Annotated in this window: 22 protein-coding genes and 1 pseudogene; 12 read left to right on the forward strand and 11 right to left on the reverse strand. The window is 74.3% G+C overall.

What is annotated here, in order from left to right; translation table 11 throughout:
* A partial coding sequence (locus Q4D18_RS06370) for a sensor histidine kinase KdpD (RefSeq protein ID WP_303126660.1) occupies positions 1–774 on the forward strand: 774 nt, incomplete at its 5' end.
* Between the two features lie 67 nt (positions 775–841).
* On the opposite strand, the gene Q4D18_RS06375 is transcribed toward Q4D18_RS06370, so the two are convergent.
* The gene (locus Q4D18_RS06375) at positions 842–2,323 is read right to left on the reverse strand and encodes an MFS transporter (protein WP_303126662.1); all 1,482 of its coding nucleotides are present in this window, start codon (positions 2,321–2,323) and stop codon (positions 842–844) included.
* Between the two features lie 216 nt (positions 2,324–2,539).
* Between Q4D18_RS06375 and Q4D18_RS06380 the strand changes: the two genes are divergently transcribed.
* Positions 2,540–4,255: a thiamine pyrophosphate-binding protein gene (locus tag Q4D18_RS06380; RefSeq protein ID WP_303126664.1), complete on the forward strand. Its 1,716-nt coding sequence runs from the start codon at positions 2,540–2,542 to the stop codon at positions 4,253–4,255.
* Positions 4,256–4,266: 11 nt separating this feature from the next.
* Positions 4,267–4,608, forward strand: coding sequence for a hypothetical protein (locus Q4D18_RS06385; protein ID WP_303126665.1), 342 nt, complete (start codon positions 4,267–4,269; stop codon positions 4,606–4,608).
* A gap of 65 nt (positions 4,609–4,673) precedes the next feature.
* On the opposite strand, the gene Q4D18_RS06390 is transcribed toward Q4D18_RS06385, so the two are convergent.
* Positions 4,674–5,345, reverse strand: coding sequence for an alpha-ketoglutarate-dependent dioxygenase AlkB (locus Q4D18_RS06390; protein ID WP_303126666.1), 672 nt, complete (start codon positions 5,343–5,345; stop codon positions 4,674–4,676).
* Positions 5,346–5,660: 315 nt separating this feature from the next.
* Here Q4D18_RS06390 and Q4D18_RS06395 point away from each other — a divergent pair, with 315 nt between their 5' ends.
* Positions 5,661–7,511, forward strand: a complete 1,851-nt coding sequence (locus Q4D18_RS06395) for a SulP family inorganic anion transporter (RefSeq protein ID WP_303126667.1) — start codon at positions 5,661–5,663, stop codon at positions 7,509–7,511.
* Positions 7,512–7,538: 27 nt separating this feature from the next.
* A complete protein-coding gene (locus Q4D18_RS06400; protein WP_303126668.1) occupies positions 7,539–8,441 on the forward strand; it encodes a bile acid:sodium symporter in 903 nt (300 codons plus the stop codon).
* 136 nt (positions 8,442–8,577) lie between these two features.
* On the opposite strand, the gene Q4D18_RS06410 is transcribed toward Q4D18_RS06400, so the two are convergent.
* A complete protein-coding gene (locus tag Q4D18_RS06410; protein WP_303126669.1) occupies positions 8,578–9,375 on the reverse strand; it encodes an SDR family oxidoreductase in 798 nt (265 codons plus the stop codon).
* Positions 9,366–10,820 (reverse strand): serine hydrolase, encoded by a 1,455-nt coding sequence (locus Q4D18_RS06415; protein ID WP_303126671.1) that lies wholly within the window; start codon positions 10,818–10,820, stop codon positions 9,366–9,368. Before Q4D18_RS06415 ends, Q4D18_RS06410 begins: the two co-directional genes overlap by 10 nt.
* A 38-nt stretch (positions 10,821–10,858) precedes the next feature.
* Between Q4D18_RS06415 and Q4D18_RS06420 the strand changes: the two genes are divergently transcribed.
* From Q4D18_RS06420 to arfB, 3 genes are read left to right on the forward strand one after another with little or no spacing between them, the layout of a single operon-like run.
* Entirely contained in the window at positions 10,859–11,506 is a 648-nt protein-coding gene (locus Q4D18_RS06420; protein WP_303126672.1) for a thioredoxin domain-containing protein, read from the forward strand.
* Positions 11,503–12,114: an NAD(P)-dependent oxidoreductase gene (locus tag Q4D18_RS06425; RefSeq protein WP_303126674.1), complete on the forward strand. Its 612-nt coding sequence runs from the start codon at positions 11,503–11,505 to the stop codon at positions 12,112–12,114. The genes Q4D18_RS06420 and Q4D18_RS06425 overlap by 4 nt, the downstream gene beginning before the upstream one ends.
* Before the next feature lies 1 nt (position 12,115).
* Positions 12,116–12,556, forward strand: coding sequence for an alternative ribosome rescue aminoacyl-tRNA hydrolase ArfB (gene arfB, locus Q4D18_RS06430; protein WP_303126690.1), 441 nt, complete (start codon positions 12,116–12,118; stop codon positions 12,554–12,556).
* 9 nt (positions 12,557–12,565) lie between these two features.
* Here the strand turns inward: arfB and Q4D18_RS06435 are convergent.
* A pseudogene (locus Q4D18_RS06435) lies at positions 12,566–12,804 on the reverse strand (hypothetical protein).
* 3 nt (positions 12,805–12,807) lie between these two features.
* On the opposite strand from Q4D18_RS06435, the gene Q4D18_RS06440 reads away from it, so the two are divergent.
* Both Q4D18_RS06440 and Q4D18_RS06445 read left to right on the forward strand, forming a co-directional pair.
* Positions 12,808–13,419: a YitT family protein gene (locus tag Q4D18_RS06440; protein WP_303126676.1), complete on the forward strand. Its 612-nt coding sequence runs from the start codon at positions 12,808–12,810 to the stop codon at positions 13,417–13,419.
* A gap of 28 nt (positions 13,420–13,447) precedes the next feature.
* The gene (locus tag Q4D18_RS06445; RefSeq protein ID WP_303126678.1) at positions 13,448–13,969 is read left to right on the forward strand and encodes a DinB family protein; all 522 of its coding nucleotides are present in this window, start codon (positions 13,448–13,450) and stop codon (positions 13,967–13,969) included.
* A gap of 2 nt (positions 13,970–13,971) precedes the next feature.
* On the opposite strand, the gene Q4D18_RS06450 is transcribed toward Q4D18_RS06445, so the two are convergent.
* The 4 genes from Q4D18_RS06450 to Q4D18_RS06465 are packed head-to-tail and all read right to left on the reverse strand — an operon-like array spanning position 13,972 to position 17,107.
* Entirely contained in the window at positions 13,972–15,627 is a 1,656-nt protein-coding gene (locus Q4D18_RS06450; RefSeq protein ID WP_303126679.1) for an AarF/ABC1/UbiB kinase family protein, read from the reverse strand.
* A gap of 10 nt (positions 15,628–15,637) precedes the next feature.
* Positions 15,638–15,895, reverse strand: a complete 258-nt coding sequence (locus Q4D18_RS06455; RefSeq protein ID WP_303126681.1) for a DUF4921 family protein — start codon at positions 15,893–15,895, stop codon at positions 15,638–15,640.
* Positions 15,856–16,398: a DUF4921 family protein gene (locus Q4D18_RS06460; RefSeq protein ID WP_303126682.1), complete on the reverse strand. Its 543-nt coding sequence runs from the start codon at positions 16,396–16,398 to the stop codon at positions 15,856–15,858. Before Q4D18_RS06460 ends, Q4D18_RS06455 begins: the two co-directional genes overlap by 40 nt.
* Before the next feature lie 55 nt (positions 16,399–16,453).
* The gene (locus Q4D18_RS06465; RefSeq protein ID WP_303126684.1) at positions 16,454–17,107 is read right to left on the reverse strand and encodes a hypothetical protein; all 654 of its coding nucleotides are present in this window, start codon (positions 17,105–17,107) and stop codon (positions 16,454–16,456) included.
* A gap of 127 nt (positions 17,108–17,234) precedes the next feature.
* Here Q4D18_RS06465 and Q4D18_RS06470 point away from each other — a divergent pair, with 127 nt between their 5' ends.
* Positions 17,235–17,708 (forward strand): Lrp/AsnC family transcriptional regulator, encoded by a 474-nt coding sequence (locus Q4D18_RS06470; RefSeq protein ID WP_303126685.1) that lies wholly within the window; start codon positions 17,235–17,237, stop codon positions 17,706–17,708.
* A 39-nt stretch (positions 17,709–17,747) separates the two neighbouring features.
* On the opposite strand, the gene Q4D18_RS06475 is transcribed toward Q4D18_RS06470, so the two are convergent.
* The gene (locus tag Q4D18_RS06475) at positions 17,748–18,314 is read right to left on the reverse strand and encodes a mismatch-specific DNA-glycosylase (protein ID WP_303126687.1); all 567 of its coding nucleotides are present in this window, start codon (positions 18,312–18,314) and stop codon (positions 17,748–17,750) included.
* 102 nt (positions 18,315–18,416) lie between these two features.
* Here Q4D18_RS06475 and Q4D18_RS06480 point away from each other — a divergent pair, with 102 nt between their 5' ends.
* Positions 18,417–19,931 (forward strand): acetyl-CoA hydrolase/transferase family protein, encoded by a 1,515-nt coding sequence (locus Q4D18_RS06480; protein WP_303126688.1) that lies wholly within the window; start codon positions 18,417–18,419, stop codon positions 19,929–19,931.
* Positions 19,932–20,035: 104 nt separating this feature from the next.
* On the opposite strand, the gene Q4D18_RS06485 is transcribed toward Q4D18_RS06480, so the two are convergent.
* On the reverse strand, positions 20,036–21,406 hold the full coding sequence (locus Q4D18_RS06485; RefSeq protein WP_303126689.1) for a trans-acting enoyl reductase family protein: 1,371 nt from the start codon (positions 21,404–21,406) through the stop codon (positions 20,036–20,038).
* Positions 21,407–21,423: the final 17 nt, after the last annotated feature.

The following is a 21,423-nucleotide window of genomic DNA, read 5'->3' on the forward strand; positions in this document are numbered from 1 at the left end:
GAGCGCCTCGTGGACCGCGAGCGCCGCTTCACGGACGATGTCGCCTTCGCCCTGCGCACCCCGCTGACGGTGATGGAGGCGGGGCTGCACCACCCCGGGGAGACTCCCGAGGACCGCCGCGAGACGCTGCGGCACGTGGGTGCGGAGGCCACGCGCGTGCGCGGCCTCGTGGACGACCTGGTGACCCTCGCCCGTCTCCAGCAGGACGACGTGGTCCTGGAGCGGCGGCGCGTGGACCTGGGGGTCCTCGTCTCGACGGGTGCCCGGGCCTGGCACGACCGCCTCCCCGACGACGACGCCGGCCTCCTCCTCGACCTCGACGCGCCGGAGGACGGCGCGCAGCTCCTCGCCGACACCGATCCCGGGCGGCTCGTGCAGGTGCTCGAGGAGGCGCTGGACAACGCGCGGCACGCGGTCCGCCACGCCCCCGGCACCGACCGGCCGCGGGACCCGGCCTCCCTGGCGCCCCTCGACCGCACCCTGTCCGTGCACGTGCGCGCCGAGGACCGCGACGGCGACCCGTGGGCCGTCGTCGAGGTCACCGACCGCGGCCGCGGAGTCCCGGAGAACGAGCGCGAGGAGGTGTTCGAGCGCCTCTCCCACGCCTCGAACGACCCCCTCCCCGGCAACGGGCTGGGCCTGCCGGTGGCGTCACGGATCGCCGCCGCGCTCGGGGGCGTGCTGACCCTGGAGGGCGGACCGGGCGGCGTCGGGACGACGGTGCGCCTGGCCCTGCCGCTGGTCGACGAGGCGGAGGCGGACGCCGAGGCGTGAGCCGGCGTCGCCGTGTGCGGGAGGACCGGAGCGGGAGGAGAGGCGCGGGGCGAGTGTGCCGAAGGGGTCAGTGCTCGATGGTGGGCGGGGCCTCCGCGCCGGCCCGGCGTCCGCCGAGCGCCTGGATGCGCGAGCCGCGGCCGCTGGGGGCGTTGATGGTCTCGAGGATGGACGTGGCCGGATGCGTCGGGTCGTCCTTGCGGACGATCTTGCGGTGGAAGTCCATGGGGCCCCGGTTCGTGGCGATCCAGGCCAGGACCACCACGATCGCCGCCGCGACGGGGGCGAGCTGGAAGCCGAGGTCGTAGGAGCGGGTCTGCGGGTCGTAGAACAGGCCCCAGATGGGCGCGCCGACGGCCATGCCGAAGATGTAGGAGGCGCCCGTCAGGGAGTAGATGCGGCTGAAGTCCCGGTTGCCGAGGGCCTTGCCGGTCAGCAGCGGCGGCTGGACGGTGCCGGTGGCCATGCCCGCGGACATGAACAGCATGGCCACCATCGGGATGATCGCCCCCACCTGGTGGTAGTGCGGCAGGAACACGAAGAACCCGGCCTGGAGGGCCAGGGCGATCGCCATGGCGGGGATCAGGCCGATCTTGTCGTTCATCCAGCCGAGCAGCGTCTTCATGGCGATCAGCCCGAGCGTCCAGATGCTCATCACGGTGGAGTAGTACGCGGCGGCCTCACCCATGCCCATCGGCGGCTCGGCGGTCACGCGCATGGACACGTAGGGCGTGATGATCTGCGCGGAGCCGTGGATGATGCCCAGCAGCACGATCGAGGCCACCAGGGTCCACAGCCACGGCGAGCGCACCGCCTGGGAGTAGGTGTAGCCGGAGACGCGCGTCTCGTCGTCGCCGCCCATGGCCTGCTCCGCGCCGAGCGGCTCCAGGCCCACGTCGGCGGGCTTGTCGTGGCGCGCCAGCACGAGGGTGCCGATCGCCGTCAGGACCAGCACGACGCCGGCCAGCACCAGGTACGCGGCCCGGAACGCCGTGTTGCCCGGGGCGGGGGTGCCGCCCATCGCGGGGACCAGGATCGCCCAGAGGGCGCCGCCGATGCCGGTGCCGCCGGTGACGATGCCGACCACGAGGCCCTTGTGGGCGATGAACCAGTTGTTCACCCACACCATCGGGATGAGCTGGAAGGAGAAGCCGTAGCCCAGGCCCAGCATGATGCCGGCCACGTAGAGCCCCATGGGGGTCTCGGCGCGGGAGAACAGGAACAGGGCCGCCGCCACGATCACGGCGCCGGCGAGCATGAGCGGCTTGGCCCCGGTCTTCGGCAGGAGCACCTTGCCGATCAGGGACATGGACACCACGATCGCCAGCATCAGCAGCGTGAAGTACAGCAGGATCTCGGACTGGGCGGCCCCGCCCGGCCCGCCCATGACGGCGAACTGGTACGGGTGGAAGAAGGAGAGCCCGGACAGCGGCACGGAGGCGGCGATCATGCACAGGGCGGCGCCGATGGCGGTGCGCCACGAGGCGCCCGCGCTCTGTCTCTTCGGGGTGTCTGCCGGCGTTGTGGCCGGCGTGTCCGGAGATGTCATGGCGTGCCTTTCCTGGGAGTCCCGGTGCGGGGACCGCGTGTTCCGGAGTGTTCCCCTGCACCGTATCCGCTCCCGCCCACTCCGCCGCGCCCCGCAGGGGGGTGTGGCCTGCGACGACGGGCGACGGGCCGCTCCGACCCGTCGACCCGGCGGTCCTGCGGCTCCTAGGCTGACAGCTCCGCCGCCCGCACCCGGGCGCACGTGAACGAGAGGACCATGATGGCGAAGACCTCCCATGTCAGCACCGAGGCGCACGAGATCCCCACCGAGGACCTCGTGCCGGACGAGCGCACCGGCGGCGACGTCCTCGTGGAGGTGATGCGGGAGGCCGGCGTGGACGTGGCCTTCGGCGTGATCAGCATCCACAACCTGCCGCTCGTGGAGGCCGTGGACCGCGAGCTGCGGTTCGTCCCCGTCCGACACGAGGCGGCCGCCGTCAACGCCGCGGACGGCTACGCGCGCGCCACGGGTCGGATCGGCGTCGCGCTGACGTCCACCGGCACGGGCGCGGGCAACGCGGCCGGATCCATGCTCGAGGCGATGGCCGCCTCGAGCCGGGTGCTGCACATCACCGGCAACGTCAACGCCGACCTGATCGGCGAGGGCAAGGGCGCGTACCACGAGGTGCCGCGCCAGATGCAGATGCTCGAGTCCGTCAGCGCGCACGCCCTGCGCGTGGAGACCCCCCGCCAGGCGCGGGCGGTCCTGAGCGAGGCCGTGCACCTGGCGGCCGCCGCCCCGTCCGGGCCGGTGAGCGTGGACTGGCCGATCGACCTGCAGTACCTGGCGAAGCCGGACGAGCAGAACAAGGTGCCCGAGCGCACGGAGACGCTGCGCACGGGCGCGCGCCGGGACCTCGAGCGGGCCGCGGCGCTGCTGCGCGAGGCCCGGCGGCCCCTCATCTGGGCCGGCGGCGGCGCCCGCCAGGCCGGGGCGGACGTGCTCGCCCTCGCCGAGGCGTGGGGTGCCGGCGTGCTGACCGGCACGAACGGTCGCGGCACGGTCCCCGAGGACCACGCGCTGCTGATCGGCAACTTCCCCGCGGACGAGGCCGTGCTGCCCCTGCTGGAGGAGGCCGACTGCCTCCTGACGATCGGCTCGCACCTGCGCGGGAACGAGACCCAGAACTTCGCGCTGCCCCTGCCCGAGCGGCATGTGCAGATCGACCTGGACGCCGAGGTGATCGGCAAGAACTTCCCGGTCACGGTGGGCCTGCAGGCGGACGCCCGCTCCGCCGTCGCCGCGCTGACCGAGGAGCTCGGCGAGCCCGCCACCGAGGACGGCTGGGCGCAGCGGGTGCGGGAGGCCGCGGACGCGGCCCGGTCCGCGCACCGGAAGGACATCGGCGCGTACGCCGGGATCTGCGACGCGATCCGGGAGCGCCTGCCCCGCCGCGCGGTGATCGTCCGGGACGTGACCGTGCCGGGCAGCTCGTGGGGCAACCGCCTCCTGGAGGTGTACGACGTGCGGGACAACGTCTTCGCCGCCGGCGGCGGCATCGGCCAGGGCCTGGCCATGGCGATCGGCGCCGGCGTCGGCCGCCCCGGGGACCCGGTGCTGGCGATCGTGGGCGACGGCGGCCTGGCCGTCCACCAGGGCGAGCTGGCCGTGCTGGCCGCCGAGGCCCCGGGCGTGGTCCTCGTGGTGTTCAACGACGGCGGCTACGGCGTGCTGCGGAACCTGCAGAAGGCGCGCGGGGCGGAGAAGCGGGCCGTGGACCTGCTCACCCCGGACTTCGGACTGCTCGCCGAGTCCGTGGGCCTGCGCCACAAGCGGGTCGACAGCCCCGAGGGCTTCCACAAGGCCCTGAAGAAGGCCCTCAAGCGGGGCGGGCCGTCCGTGATCGAGGTGGACGTCCCGGCGCTGCGGCCCAAGCCGGCGAAGATGGTCCCGCCGATCCAGGTCCCCACCACCGAGGGCGGTGCCGCGTGAAGGCCCCGGTGATGGCCGCCGCCCTCGGCGGCATGGGCGTGCTGCATTTCGTGAAGCCCGAGCCGTTCGACCAGCTCATCCCGCCGGCCCTGCCCGGCTCGGCCCGCGGCTGGACGTACGGGTCCGGCGTGGCTGAGCTCGCGGTGGCGGGGCTGCTCGCCGCTCCGCGCACCCGCCGGGCCGGGGGCGCGGCGGCCGCCGCCCTGTTCGTGGGCGTGTGGCCGGGCAACATGTGGATGGCATGGCGGTGGCGGCACCGACCGCCGGCGCAGCAGGCCGTGGCGTACGCCCGCCTGCCGCTGCAGATCCCGATGATCCGCTCCGCGCTGCGGGTCTCGCGCGGGGAGAGCTGAGTCGGCACTCGTCCGGACGGCGCCGCACGTCCTGAGGCCGGGTCCGCCCACGGGCCGCCCCGGCCTCAGCCGTCCAGCCCCGTCTCCCGCAACGTGATGTTGATCCGCCCGGAGTCCAGCCCGCAGCCGGCCGGGGCGGTGCCCGGGTACACCCTCGGCACCCCGTGGTAGGCCAGGCGGGAGGGCCCGCCGAAGACGAACAGGTCCCCCGAGGCCAGGTCCACGTCCTGCCAGGGCCGGGTCCGGGTGCGGGTGTTGCCGAGCCGGAACCGGCAGGTGTCCCCGATGGACAGGGAGACCACCGGGGCCCGGGAGACCTCGTCCCGGTCCTGGTGCATGCCCATCCGCGCGTCGCCCTCGTAGAGGTTCACCAGGGCCGTGTCCGGGGTGTAGGCCGCCGCGGCGGCCTCGTCCCCCGTGGCGGCCGCGAGCGCGGACCGGCCCAGTCGGACCATCCAGTCGGGCACCTCCAGGACCCGGTGGCCGTTCACGTCCACGGCCTCGCGCGAGTAGGCGTAGGGCCGCCAGTGCCAGCCGAGGCACACGGTGCGCACGCTCATCTCGTGCGCGCCGATCCGGGCGGCCCGCAGCGGCACGGGCCCGGCGGCCCACTCGTGGAACCGGGCCACGATCCACCGCTGCTGCTCCAGGGCGAGGAACCCGGGCACGTGGTGGGCGCCGTCGGGCAGGGGTGCGGAGGGGCGAGCCAGGACGTCGTCGCCGAAGAGGAGCTCCATGGGCGTCCACGGTAGCCCTCCTCCGCCGAGGAGCCCCCCCCCCCCCCCCCCCCCCCGGGCCCGCCCGGCCCGGCCCGGGGGGGCCGGCGCCCGGCGGGGCCCCCCGCCCGGGGCCGGGCCGGGGGGCCGGCCCCCCCCCCCCTGGCGCTCCACGGTCCCCCCCCCCCCCCCCGCCCCCCCCCCCCCCCCCCCCCCCGCCGCAGACGGGCCCGCCTGGCCCTGACCTGGGGGAACGGCTACCGTCGAGGCCACGAGCCCGTTGCCGGGCCGAGGGTCCGACCCTCCCGCCTCCTGACTCGAGCCGATCGGAGCACCATGGCTGGACGCCCCACGGGGTTCACCGCCGCGTCCTTCGTCCCCCGCTGGGGCCGGGACGTCCTGGCGGGCTTCGTCAACGCCGTGGTCTGCGTGCCCAACGGCCTCGCCATGGGCTCCCTCGCCGGGCTCTCCCCCGTCTCGGGGCTCTACGCGGCCACGGTGGGGCCGCTCACGGGCAGCGCGCTCAGCAGCACCCACCTGATGATCGTCACCACGACGTCGGCCGGCGCCATCGCCGCGGGGCAGGCCGTCTCGGGCGTGCCGGAAGAGCAGCGCGGCCCCGCCGTCTTCCTGATGGCCGTCCTGACCGGCCTCGCCCTGATCGCCTTCGCCCTGCTCAAGGCCGGGCGTCTGGTGAGGTACATCCCGTACTCGGTGATGCAGGGCTTCATGTTCGGCGTGGCCGCCATCCTCGTGCTCAACCAGTTCCCCGCCATGGTCGGCTACCAGCCGCGCAGCGAGGGGTCGATCTCCGCCGTGGCGGAGACGCTCACCCACCTCGGGTCCTGGGAGCTACAGGGCACCGCGGTGGGCCTGGCGGCCCTCGTGCTGGTCGCCGTCGTCGCCCGCACGAAGATCTCCCACTGGTCCAACGTGATCGCCCTGGTGGTGCCGACGGCGGCCGCCCTGCTGCTGGGGTGGACCGCCCAGGAGCAGGTGGGCGACGTCAGCCCCATCCCCGCCGGCCTGCCTCCGCTGTCGCTGCCCGACCTGTCCTTGATCAGTGCCGAGATCGTCGTCGGCGCCCTGTCGATCGCGGCGATCATGACGGTGCAGGCCTCGGGGATCTCGACGTCCCTGTCCAACCCGGACGGCTCCCGGCAGGACCTCGACCAGGACATCCTCGCGCAGGGCGGGGCCAACGTGGCCGTGGGCCTGCTCTCCGGCATCCCCGTGGGCGCCTCGGTGGGACAGTCCATGTTCAACCGGTCGGCCGGCGCCGGGACGCGCATGGCGCTCGTGTTCTGCGGTGCCTGGATGATCGCGTTCCTGCTGGTCCTCGGCTCGCTGATCGAGATGATCCCCATGGCCGTGCTCGGCGCCCTCATGGTGTTCGCCGGCTTCGGGGCCATGGACGTCCGCCGGGTCGCCTCGATCGCCCGCACCGGCTGGCTCCCCCTGCTGGCGGTCACCCTCACGGCCGTCATGACCGTGCTGGTCTCCGTGCAGTCGGCGGTGCTCACCGGCGTCGTGCTCTCCTTCATCCTCAACGCCGTCCAGAGGGCCGGTGACGTCATGGTGCACGCCGTCCGGATCGACGACGAGGGACGCCTGTTCGAGGAGGACCCGCCGCAGAGCCTGGCGGAGGAGTCGGTGAACGTGCTCGTCGTGCGCGGCGACCTCTTCTTCGCCGGCGCCAAGACCCTGCACGAGCGCCTCCCCTCGGCCCATGACGTGCACCGCCCCGCGGTCGTGCTGCGGATGCGCGGCCAGGGCGTCTCCGGCGCCACCCTCGTGGATGTGCTGGCCACCTATGCGGACGAGGTCCAGGAGAACGGCGGCCGTGTGCTCCTGAGCGGGCTCTCCGAGGATCTGCGGCGCCAGCTCGAGCGGTCGGACCGGCTCGGCTCCCTGTTCGACGACGACGAGGCCCTGGCGGCCGTCCACGCCCGCGACGACGAGTTCGGCCACTCCACCGTCGAGGCGATCCAGGAGGCCCGCCGCTGGCTGGCCCACGAGACCGGACGAGGGCACGGCGAGCCCCACCGCTTCGCGCTGCGCATGGTGCCGGTCGACGACGAGGGGCGCCTGCTCACCGGGGACGAGGTGCAGGAATCCCCCCGCGAGCTCCGCGCGGACCTGGCGGGCGGCGACGGGCCCTCACAGCACCAGCGGTCCCACGACTGACCCCGACACCCCCTCCAAGGAGAACCAATGCTCGAACTCTTCCAGACGGTCGGCCAGATCCTGGTGACCGTCTTCGTCCTCACCAGCATGGCCAACGTGGGACTCACGCAGAAGCCGTCCCGCATCCTGGCGCACCTGCGCAACTGGCACTTCCTCCTGGCCATGGTCCTGGTGAACCTCGTGGTGACGCCGGCGCTCATGCTGCTCGCCCTCCAGCTCGTGGACGTCGAGCCCCACTACGCCACCGGTCTGCTCGTCATGGGCCTCGCGGCCGGCGCCCCCTTCCTGATCAAGCTCACCCAGACCTCGGAGTCGGACCTCGCCCTGGGGGCCACGGTGCTGATGGTCCTGATGGTCGCCACGGTGCTCCTGATGCCGGTGATGCTGCCGCTGCTGATGCCCGGCGTCGAGGTGGAGGTCTGGCCCATGGTCCAGGCCCTGCTCGTGCAGATGGCCCTGCCGCTGGCGGTGGGGATGCTGTTCGCACAGGTGGCGCAGAAGGCGGCCGGGGCGATCCAGCCCTGGATCGCCCGAGTCTCCAACATCGCCCTGTACGGCCTGATCGTCGCCACGCTGATCGGCTACTCGCCCGCCCTCCTCGACGCGCAGCTGTGGCTGGCGCTGGCGGTGGGGCTGGTGGTCCTGGTGGTGGCGTTCACCGTGGGCTACATGATGGGCGACGGCCACGACCACCTCAAGGACGTGGGCGGCCTCGGCACGGCCCAGCGCGGGACCGCCGCGGCCCTGATCGTGGCGACCACCGCGTTCGACGACCCCCGCGTCCTCGTGGTGATCGTCATCCTGAACACCCTCGGCGTGGTGCTGCTCATCGCCGCCGCGCGCTGGATGGCCAGCGACGGCGGCATCCAGTGGCTCAGCCCGGCCGGCCCGGACATGCCCACCCGGGCGCTCGAAGGCGAGCGCTCCTGACCCTGGCCCGGCGCGGGCCGCGGCTACCCGTTCGAGGCCTTCGCCGCCGACGCCGAGGCCACCGGCTGTCGCGTGGACGCCCGGTTCTCCACGTGGCAGCTGCACCCGCCGGCGGAGGACTTCCTGGTGGCGCTGCTCAGCCGGGCGGACGGCTGAGCCGCCGCTGCACCGCCCCGACGACGCGCACCATCGCCCGCCGCGGCAGGGCGCGGGCCAGGAGGGGCACGAACCGGTCGTCCGTGACGATCGAGGGCCCCGGGTCCGGCCGGTCCAGCGCGGCCAGGGCCACGGCCGCCACGTGCTCGGGCATGGCCGCGCGCGGGCGGTGGGCGGAACCGCCGGGGTCGGCGACGTCGAAGAACTCCGTGTCCGTGCTGGACGGGGACACGCACAGCACCCGCAGCCCGGTGCCCCGGCACTCCTCCCACAGCGCCTCCGTGAAGCTGAGCACGAACGCCTTGGAGGCGGCGTACACGGCCATCCGCGGGGTGGGCTGGTAGGCCAGAACGCTCGCCACGTTCACCAGGATCCCGCCGCGGGCGGCAGTGAGCTGGTCCAGGAAGGCACGGCTGAGGTCGACGACGGCGGCCACGTCCACCGCGATCATCGCCTGGAGGCGCTCGGGGTCCGCCTCGGCGAACGCCCCGGAGGCGCCGAACCCGGCGTTGTTCACCAGGCCCGCCACCCGGATGCCGCGGGCGTCGAGGTCCGCACGGAGGGTGCGGCCGGCGTCGGGGGCGGCGAGGTCCTGCACCACCGGGGTCACCGTCACGCCATGGGCGGCGCGCAGCTGCCCGGCGAGGGCCTCGAGTCGGTCGGCGCGACGGGCCACGAGCACCAGATCGGCACCGCGGGCGGCCAGCCCGCGGGCGAAGGCGGCGCCGATGCCGGAGCTGGCCCCGGTGACCACCACGGTGCGGCCGGTCAGGTCCATGCGTCCCCCCGGCGGGCCAGGTAGGCCTCCTCCGGCCAGCTGCTGACGCCGGTGACGCGCATGCGGACCACGCGGCCGTCGTCGTCCAGCTCGAAGGGGATCCGCTCGCCGGAGGCGCCGAAGCCGTCCTCGTCCTCCACCCGCAGGGTGGTGGGGTCCAGGGCGCGCAGCTCCTGCACCGAGGCCAGGGGCGCGGACACGGTCGGATCGAGCATCACCATGCGGCCCCCGCCGAACACGACGTCCGTCTCGCCCCACAGGCAGTGGTAGCGGCCGGTGAGGCGATGCAGGTCCTCCTCGGTGACGCCCTCGGGCAGCCTCTGCCAGTCCGCGGCGGGCGAGGTGAGCAGGCCGATCAGTTCCACGACGCCCGCGGCCAGGGAGTCGGCGGGCCCGTCCACCGCGTTGGTCAGCACGCACACGGTGAGGGCGGTGTCCGGGTCCACGAGGGTGCGGGTGATCTGCCCGGGGAAGCCGCCGGAGTGGCCCACCAGGCGGCGCTCCCCCACGGTGACGCCCATCAGGCCCAGGCCGTACGTCCCCGTGCCGGTCCCCCGGGCGAAGCTCGCCTCGGCGCGGTGCATCAGGCGCAGGCTGCGGTCCGTCAGCGGGCCGTCCTGGCCCAGGGCGAGGGCGGCGAAGAACCGGCTGAGCTCCTCGGCGGTGGAGACGAAGCCGGTGGCCGAGGCCAGGGCGCCGGTGGTCGGGTTGCCGACCGTGACGCGGGAGCGGCTGCGCCCGTGCGGGCGGGAGTGTCCGACCACCAGGCGCGGGGCGCCGTCGTTCCCGGTGTCCGCCTGCGCCTCGGCGAGCTCCGGGGCGGTGCGCACCAGGCCGAGCGGCTCGAGCACGGCCTCGGTCACGTGGGAGACGTAGTCGGCGCCGGTGAGGCGCTCGATGATGGCGCCGAGCACGCCGTAGCCGATGTTGGAGTACTTGAAGTGCTCCTGCGGGGCGTAGGCGGCGCCGTGCTCCGCGACGATCGCGCGCAGGGCCCCGGCGTCCGGGAAGGGCGTGTCCAGCTGCCAGAAGTCGGCGTCCACGCCGTCGCGGATCGCCCCGGCGGTGTGGCTGAGCAGCTCCCGGACGGTCGCGCCGGCCAGCGGGGTGTCCGCCCAGTCGTCCAGCAGGTCCGCCACGGTGTCGTCGAGGCGGATCCGGCCGGCCTCCACGAGCCGCATCACGGCGACGGCGGTGAAGGTCTTGGAATGGCTGGCCACCCGGAACAGGTGGTCCGTGGTGAGCGCCTCCCCGGAGGCCTGGTCCGCCTCGCCAAAGGCCTCGGAGAGCACCAGCTCCGCCCCCAGGCGGACGGCCACCTGGGCGCCCGGCACCTGGTGCACCTCCACCTGCGTGGCGAGCCAGCGGCTCAGGTACGGGGCCAGCTCCCGCAGTTGCGCGAGGCTCGGGCAGGGGGCGTCGTCGGCGGGGGTGCTCCGGGTCATGGCGGCCAGCCTAGGGGGCGGCGGGCACAATGGAGGCCATGGCCCTGCAGGAGATCACCGACCATCTGGACGCCACCGTCGCCGGCCTGGACCAGCACGGGGAGCGGATCGGCGCCGCCGACGCCCCCGTCACGCTGACGTTCTGGGCCGACCTGCAGTGCCCGTCGTCGAAGACGTTCGCCTTCACCGCCCTGAGGGACCTGCTCGCCGAGGAGGTCCGCGCGGGCACGCTGGCGGTGCGGTTCCGCCCGCTGGCCACCACCACCGAGGACCCGGACGTGTTCGTGCTCCAGCACGCGGCCGCCGCGGCCGCCGGCGCGCAGGACCGGCTCTGGGACTACGTGCAGGTGTTCCTCCTGACCCAGCGGGAGGAGAACTCCGGCTACGTGACCCCCCGCCACCTGGCGCTCGTGGCCCAGCAGGTGGACGGCCTGGACCTGCACCGCTGGGCCCAGGACATGGCCGGGGACCACCAGGCGGGCCTGATCGCCGCCACGCAGGACGCCCGGGCTGCCGGGGTGACCGGCACGCCCGGCCTCGCCCTCTCCGCCGACGGCGTCACCGTGGGCCCGGTCATCCCGCACCTGGCCTCGATCCGCGCCGAGATCGCGGACCTGATCGACAGCGACGACGACGCCGCCCCCGCGGCGGACGAGGACACCCACGAACGAGGAAGAACGGCATGAGGATCACCGTCATCGGAGGCTCCGGCGGCACCGGAGCGGAGCTCGTCACCGCGGCGCTCGCGGACGGCCACGAGGTGACCGTGGTGTCCCGGGGCGGGCGCGCGCCGGAGGGCGCCGCCGTCGTCGCAGGATCGGCGACGGACCTGGACGTGGCCCGGCGGGCCGTGGCCGGCGCGGACGCCGTGGTGGTCACGGTGGGCGGCGCCAAGGGCGTGCCGCTCTCGCGCACGCAGGTCACGGGCACCGTGGTGCGCGCCATGCAGGCCGAGGGCGTGCGCCGCCTGGCCGTGCAGTCCTCCCTGGGCACGGGCGGCTCCGCCCGGCAGCTGCGCGGCGCCCTGCGCTGGATCACCCCCGTGGTGCTCGCCGGCCCGCTCAGGGACCACACCGCGCAGGAGAAGGCCGTCCGCAGCTCGGGGCTGGACTGGACGATCGTCCGCCCCGCCGGGCTGAAGGACGCCCCCGCCACAGGCGAGGTCACCGTGCTGCGCGACGACGAGTCCGGCTCCCTCGGCGGCACCGTGCACCGCGCGGACGTGGCCCGGTTCCTGCTGAACGCCCTCACCGAGGAGGACACGGTGGGCCACACCTACGGGATCAGTGGCTGACCTGGGCGATCTGCACGTGCCGCCGGGCCCCGGTGTGCCGCGCGGACTGGTGGTCCCCGCCGCCGAGCTCACCGAGCGCTTCTCCCACGCCTCCGGCCCCGGCGGCCAGGGGGTCAACACCGCGGACTCCCGCGTCCAGCTGAGCCTGGACCTGGCCACCACGACGGCGCTCACCGACGCCCAGCGCGCCCGCGCCCTGGCGGTGCTCGCCCCGCGGCTGGCCGGGACCGTGCTGCAGGTGGACGCCGCCGAGCACCGCGCCCAGCGGCGCAACCGGGTGGCCGCACGCGAGCGCGTGGCCGCCCTGCTGCGCGAGGCGCTGGCGCCGGAGGTCCCCCGCCGGGCGACGAAGCCCACCCGCGGCTCCCAGCGGCGCCGGCTGCAGGCCAAGCGGCAGCGGTCGGAGGTCAAGCAGGCCCGGCGCCGGCCCGGGCGCGACTGAGCCGGCCGGTCAGGCGCGCTTCACCACGGAGGACTTGAGGAACATCTGGCCCTGACCGGGCACCTTGGCGCTGATGTCGTGCCCGCCCCGCCGTCGGCCTCCTCCTCGGTCGAGGCCGACCACTCCTGCCCGCACATCGGGCAGGTCAGGAGGGCGCCGGACTCGTACGTGCAGTCCTCGCCGCACTGCGGGCAGGGCGGGAGGGCGCACCCCGACGCCGCGGCGTCCGCGAGTACGTCCTCCGGTATCTGGTGTTCGCCCTCGGGCTGCTGGGCGTGGCGTTCGGCGTGGCGTTCTCCATCCGCGCCGCGGTGGGCACCACCACCATCTCCGCCCCGCCGTACGTGGTCTCGCTGGTCTCCCCGCTGACGGTGGGCCAGGCGACGATCATCCTGCACGTGCTGATGATCCTGGCACAGATCGTGATCCTCGGCCGCCGCTACCAGCCCGTGCAGCTGCTGCAGCTGCCGATCGGCATCGCGTTCGGCGTCGTGATTGACGCGGCCCTGTGGCTGCTGCGGGACGTGCACCCCGACGGCTACGCCGAGTCCCTGCTGCTGTGCGCCGTGGGGATCGCGGTGATGGGGGTCGGGGTGGGCCTGGAGGTCGTGGCGGACGTGGTCATGCTCGCCGGCGAGGGGTTCATCGCCGCGATCTGCCGGTGCTGGGACCTCGAGTTCGCCCGGGTGAAGATCGTCAACGACCTCGCGCACGTGCTCGCGGCCGTGGTCATCTCCCTCGTGGGACTGGGCACCGTGGTCGGCGTGCGGGAGGGCACGGTGGCCGCCGCGTTCCTGGTGGGCATGCTGGCCGGGCCGGTGATCCGCACGCTCAAGCCCCGGCTCGACGCGCGGCTGGCCTGACCCCCGGCCGGCGCGGGACCATGGCGGCATGGACACCCGCGCACTGCTCACCGACGCCGCCCGCCGCCCCCTCGACCTCGCCCGCCCCGTGCTGGACGGGCTCACCGACGAGGCCGCCCACACCCTGCCCGGGGACCGCGCGAACCCGATCGCCTGGCTGCTGTGGCACGCGGCCCGGCAGATGGACGTCCAGACCTCGGCGCTCAGCGGCGAGCAGACCGTGTGGGCCGCCGGGGACTGGGCGGCGCGCCTGGGCGTGGACCGCGCGTCGAACGACTTCGGCTTCGGGGACGACGTCGACGCCGTCCGGGCGGTGCGTGTGGCGGACGTCGCCGCCCTGGGCGAGCACCTCGAGGCGTGCGTCGAGGCCCTCGTGGCCTACGTGGCCACGCTCTCGGACGACGACCTGGACGACGTCGTCGACCCCTCCTACACGCCCCCGGTGACCCGCGGGGTGCGGATCGTGAGCATCGTCGACGACGCCGCGGTCCATCTCGGCCAGGCCGCCTACGCCCGCGGGCTGGTGGACGGCTGGTCCTACGGCGTCTGAGCTCAGGTGCGCGGGCGCCGGCGCGGGCGGCTGATCCACGCCAGGTAGGCGCTGCCACTGGTGAGGGCGGCGCCGCCGGCGGCCACGAGCGGTCCCGCGAAGGGGCCGAGCCGGTCCTTGTAGGCCACCAGCACGTTGGTGCCGCCGGTGATCATCGCGGCCACCACCATGGCGGCCACCACCCGGTCCCCCGTGCGCTCCATGCGCATCACCAGCGGCTCCAGCTCGCTGGCCCGGACGTTCACGTCCACGCCGCCGTCCTCGACGCGCTCCATCAGCGCCCGGACGTACCCGGGCAGCTCGAGGCCCAGCTCGGCGGCGCTCACCGTGGCCCGGCCGATCCGGCCCGCGATCCGCCGTGGGTCCAGCTGCTCCCCTACGAGGCGCAGGGCGAACGGGTCCAGCACCCGCGTGTAGTCGAAGCCGGGGTGGAGCCGGCGGCCGAGCCCGTCCACGATGATCAGCATCCGGAAGAGCTGCACGAGCTCCGCCGGCAGGGACAGCCGGTGCCGGCGGACGATCGAGAAGATCTCCGAGACCAGCTGCGGCACCCGGATGTCCTTGAGGTCGCGGCCGTCGAGGCGGGTGACGATGCGGGCGACCTCGGCGCGGAGCCGGCGCCGGTCCACGGGCCCGCGCGGCGGGGCGATCTCCAGCAGCGAGCGCACGAGCGCGTCGGCGTCCTGGCGGGCCAGGGCCATCGCCATGCCCGCGAACTTCTCCCGCACCGCTGGGGAGATGCGTCCGACCGAGCCGAAGTCGATGAACCCGATGGTCCCGTCCGGCTCGATGAACAGGTTGCCGGCGTGGGGGTCCGCGTGGAACACGCCCTGCTCGAACACCATGCGCAGCAGCACGTCGGCAGCGCGGTAAGCGAGGTCCTCCCGGTCGATCCCGGCGGCGTCCAGGGCGGGCAGGTCGTCCACGCGCATCCCGGCCAGGCGCTCCATGGTCAGCACGCGGGAGGTGGTCAGCTCCCACTCCACGGCGGGGAACCGCACGCCCGGGGTGTCGACGAACCCGGCGGCGATCTGCTCGCAGGCCCGTGCCTCCACGACGAAGTCCAGCTCGGCGCGCAGGCCGCGGTCGAACTCCTCCACCATGGCGGACACGTCCAGGTCGGCCAGGGTCCGCGACGCCCGGGAGAGCCGCCCGGTGAGGGTGCGCATGATCTCCAGGTCCGCGTTCACCTCCTCCACCACCCCGGGTTTGCGGACCTTCACGACGACGTCGCGCCCGTCGTGCAGGCGCGCCCCGTGGACCTGGCCGACGGACGCGGTGGCCAGCGGCCGGCGGTCGAACTCGGCGAACAGCTCGTCCACGGAGGCGCCGAAGTCCTCCTCCACCGTGCGGGCGACCGCCTCGAACGGCACCGCCGCGGCGCTGTCCGTGAGCCGGGCGAAGGTCGCGATGTACGACTCGGGGAACAGGTCGGGGCGGGTGGAGACCAGCTGACCGAGCTTGACGAACGTGGTGCCCAGCTCCTCGAAGGTGCGCACCAGCAGCTCGGGGCGCGCCTCGGCGTCGATCCCGTGGTGCACGGCGCGGTCCTCCGGGGACAGCCACCGGCCCAGCCCGGCCTGCACGGCCGTGGCCATGAGACCGTTCCGCGCCATGACGTGGGCGATCTCGCGGTAGCGGTGCAGGTGCAGGGCCATGGGCCCCACGCTACAGATCCCGGCTGGACGTCCGCCCGTACCGCAGGCAGTTCCGCTGCAGGCGCGCCTCCCCGTCGATCCGGATGCCGGCCGCGATCGTCCCGGCCTCGCGCAGCTCACGCAGCCGCGGGACGAGCCGCTCCTTCACTCCCCACGGGCTGATCGTGTTGACGTTGATCCTCGTGGCGCCCTCGAACCCGGCCAGGGTGGACACGCGCCACTTGAGCATCACGCGCCACGGCACCGCGTGCTCGTTCGCGGCGACCACCAGTCCCTCGTCGATCGCCACGAGCTGCTTGTGCAGGTGGTCGAACGAGGCCCCGCGGGCTTGAGCCAGTTCTGGAACACGGATACGTACGCCACGGCCGGGTCCACCGCGTACAGCTCGCGCGCGGCGTCCGCGGTGAAGGCGAGGAAGGCGTGGTGCTCCTCGGGGGTGAGCGTCCCGGAGGAGGCGAGCGCGTGGTCGTCGGCCGCCCCGTCCGTGAAGTGCCGGCGCGCCACGATCACGTCGTGGCCGCCGCCGAAGAAGCCCTCGGCCGCGGCGAGCCGGTCCTCCTCCGGCATGGCCTCGACCTCCTCGGCGCTGCACCCGCCGGCCCGCAGCTTCGCCCCGACGACGGCGTGCACGTGCGCGCGGCCCGCCGGGGAGGCGAGGTACACGTCCCGGTGGGCCCGCGCGTCGTCCGGGAGCCCGACCCCGTGGTTCAGGCGCCAGTAGTCCCAGCTGAGGATCTCGAAGAGGTTCGGGATCCGCCGGAACTCGGCCATGGTCTCGGCCAGCCGCTCGGCGGGGCGTGCGCCGGAGCCGCCCGCCCGTGGTCCGTCAGCCCGCGGTCCCCGCCGCGACGGGGACCGGGGCGGTCACCGGATCCACGGCCGGTCGCTGCCGCCGCACCCGCTCCCAGGCCACGCGGGCGAGCATGAGCAGCCCGGCCGCGTCCCCGACGACGCCCAGGAGCAGCAGGGTGAGGTCCCCCGTCGCCAGCCCGAAGAGGCCGAAGCAGGTCAGCTCGCCCATCACCAGCAGCCAGGTGCCCACGGAGACGCCGGAGACGTCCCGGGAGCGCCACGCGGTGACCACGGAGGGCGCCACCTGCACGATCAGCGCGACATTCATGGCGGCGCCGAGCCCGAGGCGGCCGCCGAGCAGTCCCGCGAGCGCCATGACGGCCACCCACACGGCCACGCCCGCCACGAGGCGGGGGTCGACGCCGCCGCTCAGACGGGTGAGCGCGTGCGTGAGCAGGCCGGCCACGAGCGCGCAGCTGAGCACGGCCACGAGCCCGGAGGGCACGCCGGACCACACGAAGTAGACGGCCCAGGCCAGGTTGTTCACCGCGGCGAGGGCGGCCCAGGACCAGGAGACGCCGGCCGCGGCGCCGAGGCGGCGCACCCGCAGCAGCTGGGGCAGGTACTGCGGGACGGCGAAGGCCCCCGCGAGGAGCGGGAGCAGGGGCACGAGGGCGGTGGCGGGCATGGGACTCCTTCGGTCCCCGCAACCCTCCCCCGATCGGGGCGCACGCCGCCGTCGTGTTCGCGGCGGACCACGCCTCTGGGCGCATCGGATGTGCTCGGAAAGGTGCTGAGGCGCAAGAATAGTGCGCATGGACGCGATCGATCGGCAGATCCTGACCCACCTGCAGCGGGACGGGCGCATGGCCGTCAACGAGCTGGCGGAGCGGGTGCGCCTCACGAGCGCCCCCACCAGCCGGCGGGTGCGGGAGCTGGAGCGCTCCGGCGCGATCCGCGGCTACCGCGCGGACGTGGACCCGGCTGCGCTGGGGCTGGGCTTCGAGGCTCTGGTCCACGTGACCATGGACCTGGAGGACACCACCACGCTGGCCGAGTTCGAGCGGGCCCTCGCGGAGATCCCGGAGATGCGCCACGCGGAGCGGCTGTTCGGCGACCCGGACTATCTGCTGCGCGTGGTCGCCCGGGACATCGAGGACTTCGCCGACGTGCGGGACCAGCGGATCGCGTCGCTGCCGGGCGTCGGGCGGGTGACGTCCACCATCGTCATGCGCACCATCGTGGACAACCAGCCGCTGCCCACGCCGCGCGAGCGCAGGCGACGCTGACGGGCGGGGGCTCCGGTGCGGGCGCCGTCGTCGGCCCGCTCAGGCGACGATCCCCGCGGCCCGGCCGACCTCCCGGTACTGCACCGCCAGCGAGTCCACGGTGGCGTGGGCGTTCAGGCCGCTGGGGTTGTGCGCCACGAACAGCCGGGTGTCCGGCCAGGGGGACTCCTGCTCGCCGACCTGCGCTCGCCTCCGGCCCGTGGCCATCCGGTAGGGCCCCACCCCCAGCACCGCGACGACGGCGGGCGCGTGCTCCGCCACGAGCGCGTCCAGGCGCGCCGGTGCGGCCTCGAGCTCCTGACGGGTGAGCTCGTCCGCGCGGGCGGTGGCGCGCGGGACGAGGTTGGAGATCCCGATGCCGCGCGAGGTGAGCTCAGCGAGGTCCTCGCGGCGGTACCCCGCGGAGGCGTCGATCAGGTGCCCGGTGAGGCCCGAACGGTGCAGGGCCGGGTAGAAGCGGTTGCCGGGGCGGGCGAAGTGGGCGCCGGTGGCGGCGGTCCAGAGGCTCGGGTTGATGCCGATGAACAGCAGCCGGAGCGGATCCGGCAGCAGGTCGGGGACGGTCGCGTCCCGGTACGCCTGGAGTTCGACCTGCGTGTAGCCCATGGGGCCGAACCCTAGCGGGGTGACACCGGCAGGGGCTCGACACGGTTGCCCGCTACCCTGGCAGTCCACACCCCGTCGCCCACGTCACGCCCCGGAGGCCCCATGTCGTCCCGCATCCACCACCCCGGCCTGCGAGCCAAGGTGATGTCCGCCGAGGAGGCCGCAGCCTTCATCCGGGACGGGGACGTCGTGGGGATGAGCGGGTTCACGGGCTCCGGCTACCCCAAGGCGGTGCCGTCCGCGCTGGCCGCACGCGCGAAGCGGATGCACGAGCGCGGCGAGGCGTTCCGGATCGACCTGCACACGGGCGCCTCCACGGCCCCGGAGATGGACGGCGCGCTGGCCGAGGCGGACGCGGTGCGGCTGCGCACCCCGTTCAACACGGACCCCACCATGCGCGCCAAGATCAACGCGGGCGCCATGGAGTACATCGACACGCACCTGTCCCACCTGGCGCAGACCGTGTGGGAGGGCTTCTACGGGCACATGGACGTGGCCGTCGTCGAGATCTCCGGCATCCGCGAGGACGGCAGCCTGATCCCGTCCTCCTCGATCGGCAACAACAAGTCCTGGCTCGAGCTCGCGGACAGGGTGATCCTCGAGGTCAACTCGTGGCAGTCCGAGGACCTCGAGGGCCTGCACGACATCTACTACGGCACCGCGCTGCCCCCGCACCGCCAGCCCGTGATGATCACGCACCCCTCGGACCGGATCGGCGAGCAGTACCTGCGCTGCGACCCCGCCAAGGTGGTCGCCGTCGTCGAGACCCACGGCCCGGACCGCAACTCGCCGTTCAAGCCGGCGGACGCGGACTCGATCGCCATCGCCCAGCACCTCGTGGAGTTCTTCGAGCACGAGGTCAAGCAGGGCCGCTACGACGACCGGCTGCTGCCCCTGCAGTCGGGGGTGGGCAACATCGCCAACGCGGTGATGGCGGAGCTGGTGAAGTCCCGCTTCACGGGCCTCACCGCGTTCACCGAGGTGGTGCAGGACGGCATGCTGGACGCCCTGGACACCGGCACGCTCTCCCTGGCCTCGGCCACGGCGTTCTCCCTGTCCACGGAGGCGGCCGAGCGGTTCAACGACAACGCGGCGAAGTACCGGGACAAGCTGATCCTGCGCACCCAGGAGATCTCCAACCACCCCGAGCTCGTGCGCCGCCTGGGCGTCCTGGCCATGAACGGCATGCTGGAGGCGGACCTGTACGGCAACGTCAACTCCACGCACCTGATGGGCACGAAGATCATGAACGGTCTGGGCGGCTCCGGCGACTTCGCCCGCAACGCCTTCACGTCCTTCTTCCTCACCCCGTCCACGGCCAAGGACGGCGCCATCTCCTGCATCGTGCCGATGGTCTCCCACGTGGACCACACCGAGCACGACGTGCACGTGGTGGTCACCGAGCAGGGCCTGGCCGACCTGCGCGGCCTCTCCCCCAAGCAGCGGGCCCGCATGATCATCGACACGTGCGCCCATCCGGACTACAGGGACCAGCTGGAGGACTACTACCAGCGCGCCCTGAAGACGTCGGCCGGCCTGCACACCCCGCACCTGCTGGGCGAGGCGCTCTCCTGGCACCAGCGCTTCCTGGAGACCGGGACCATGAAGGCGGACTGACCCGCCCGCCGGGGGCTCCTCCCCCGGCACCGCCCCACCCGACGACGACGGCCCCCACCTCCTCGAGGCGGGGGCCGCGTCCGTGTGCGCGGGGCGGTTCCGGGTCAGCGGTCCGCGCGACGCTCCGTGGTGAGGGTGAAGCCCTGGGCGCGCAGGCGCTCCACGAGGGCGTCCCCCAGCCCGGTGGCGGGGGTGAGGACGCCGGCGCGCTCGGGCAGGGCCGTGTCCTCGGCGGCGAGGGCGAGCGCCGACTCGCCCAGCATGACGGCGGTGCCGGTGTAGCCCGGGTCCTTCTCCGCGGCCACGCGGGTGATGTAGCGGGCGCCGGTGGTGGTGGTCGCCTCGACCTCCATGACGAACCGGCCGCGGGCCATGTCCTCCTCGGACGGGCCCTCGCCGGGCGCAGGCAGGGCACGGTCCAGCAGGGCGCGCGTCGGGGAGAACCGCATGCCCGTGGCCATGCCGGCCAGCGCACCCGTCATGACGCCCGCGGTCACGGCGCCCCGCGGGCCGGAGCCGGTGTCCGAGACCTCGCTGTAGCGGAAGCCGCGGCCGTAGGACCAGTCGGTCAGAGCGTTGCTGCGCCGCACGATCCGCGTGTTGTACGCGGCCATGAAGAAGGGCGCCTGCCACGTGCCGGAGCCGCCGGCGCGGCGGACGGGCGAGGCGGAGGCCAGCCGGCGCACGCGGCCCCGCACGCCCTCGGCGGCCTGCTTCTTGTCGGCTCCACCGCCGGAGGCGGGGCGGTCGGCGTCGTGGCGGTCCGGCTCGGCGTCACGGTCCGGGGAGAGGCCGAAGGGGTCGGCCACGATCGCTGCGCGCTCCTTGTCCTGCCCCATCTCGGCGAACTGGCGGCGCATCGAGTCGACGGTGCCGCCGCTGAACCCGCCGCGCATCGAGCGCACGTGCAGGACGGTCTCCTCGAGGGTGCCCTCGCCGTCCTCGGCGGCGCGCTGGGCGGTGAGGTACACGCCCAGGTCGGAGGGCACGGAGTCGAACCCGCACGAGGTGACGATCCGCGCGCCGGTGCCCTGCGCCGTCGCGTGGTGGCGGTCGATCATGTCCCGGACGAACAGGACCTCGCCGGTGAGGTCGGCGTAGTGCGTGCCCGCGGCCGCGCACGCGCCCAGCAGGTGCCGACCGTACTCGGCGTAGGGGCCCACGGTGGTGACGACGGCGCGCGTGCGCCGGGCCAGGCGGCGCACCGCGACCTCGTCCAGGGTGTCCACGGTGACGAGCGGCCAGTCCGCGGCCGCCTCCGGCAGGGTCTCACGGACCTTCGAGAGCTTGTCCTCGCTGCGGCCGGCGAGGGCGATGCGCATGTCGGACGGGGCGCTGCGGGCGAGGTGGGCGGCGGTGAGCTTGCCGACGAAGCCGGTGGCGCCGACGAGGATGAGGTCGAACTCGCGGTCCTGGCGGGGCGTGTCGGCGGAGTCGTCGGTCCGGGTGCCGGGGCGGGGGCTGGTGCTGGTCATGGGGGACGAGGCTAGCC

The organism is Micrococcus sp. (assembly GCF_030523875.1).
GTDB lineage: Bacteria > Actinomycetota > Actinomycetes > Actinomycetales > Micrococcaceae > Micrococcus.

Bases quoted from the DNA above. Each gene is read 5' to 3' on its own strand.
- Q4D18_RS06375 (WP_303126662.1), bottom strand. From the start codon at position 2,323: ATGACATCTCCGGACACGCCGGCCACAACGCCGGCAGACACCCCGAAG.
- Q4D18_RS06380 (WP_303126664.1), top strand. From the start codon at position 2,540: ATGATGGCGAAGACCTCCCATGTCAGCACCGAGGCGCACGAGATCCCC.
- Q4D18_RS06385 (WP_303126665.1), top strand. From the start codon at position 4,267: ATGGCCGCCGCCCTCGGCGGCATGGGCGTGCTGCATTTCGTGAAGCCC.
- Q4D18_RS06390 (WP_303126666.1), bottom strand. From the start codon at position 5,345: ATGGAGCTCCTCTTCGGCGACGACGTCCTGGCTCGCCCCTCCGCACCC.
- Q4D18_RS06395 (WP_303126667.1), top strand. From the start codon at position 5,661: ATGGCTGGACGCCCCACGGGGTTCACCGCCGCGTCCTTCGTCCCCCGC.
- Q4D18_RS06400 (WP_303126668.1), top strand. From the start codon at position 7,539: ATGCTCGAACTCTTCCAGACGGTCGGCCAGATCCTGGTGACCGTCTTC.
- Q4D18_RS06410 (WP_303126669.1), bottom strand. From the start codon at position 9,375: ATGGACCTGACCGGCCGCACCGTGGTGGTCACCGGGGCCAGCTCCGGC.
- Q4D18_RS06415 (WP_303126671.1), bottom strand. From the start codon at position 10,820: ATGACCCGGAGCACCCCCGCCGACGACGCCCCCTGCCCGAGCCTCGCG.
- Q4D18_RS06420 (WP_303126672.1), top strand. From the start codon at position 10,859: ATGGCCCTGCAGGAGATCACCGACCATCTGGACGCCACCGTCGCCGGC.
- Q4D18_RS06425 (WP_303126674.1), top strand. From the start codon at position 11,503: ATGAGGATCACCGTCATCGGAGGCTCCGGCGGCACCGGAGCGGAGCTC.
- Q4D18_RS06445 (WP_303126678.1), top strand. From the start codon at position 13,448: ATGGACACCCGCGCACTGCTCACCGACGCCGCCCGCCGCCCCCTCGAC.
- Q4D18_RS06450 (WP_303126679.1), bottom strand. From the start codon at position 15,627: ATGGCCCTGCACCTGCACCGCTACCGCGAGATCGCCCACGTCATGGCG.
- Q4D18_RS06460 (WP_303126682.1), bottom strand. From the start codon at position 16,398: ATGGCCGAGTTCCGGCGGATCCCGAACCTCTTCGAGATCCTCAGCTGG.
- Q4D18_RS06465 (WP_303126684.1), bottom strand. From the start codon at position 17,107: ATGCCCGCCACCGCCCTCGTGCCCCTGCTCCCGCTCCTCGCGGGGGCC.
- Q4D18_RS06470 (WP_303126685.1), top strand. From the start codon at position 17,235: ATGGACGCGATCGATCGGCAGATCCTGACCCACCTGCAGCGGGACGGG.
- Q4D18_RS06475 (WP_303126687.1), bottom strand. From the start codon at position 18,314: ATGGGCTACACGCAGGTCGAACTCCAGGCGTACCGGGACGCGACCGTC.
- Q4D18_RS06480 (WP_303126688.1), top strand. From the start codon at position 18,417: ATGTCGTCCCGCATCCACCACCCCGGCCTGCGAGCCAAGGTGATGTCC.
- Q4D18_RS06485 (WP_303126689.1), bottom strand. From the start codon at position 21,406: ATGACCAGCACCAGCCCCCGCCCCGGCACCCGGACCGACGACTCCGCC.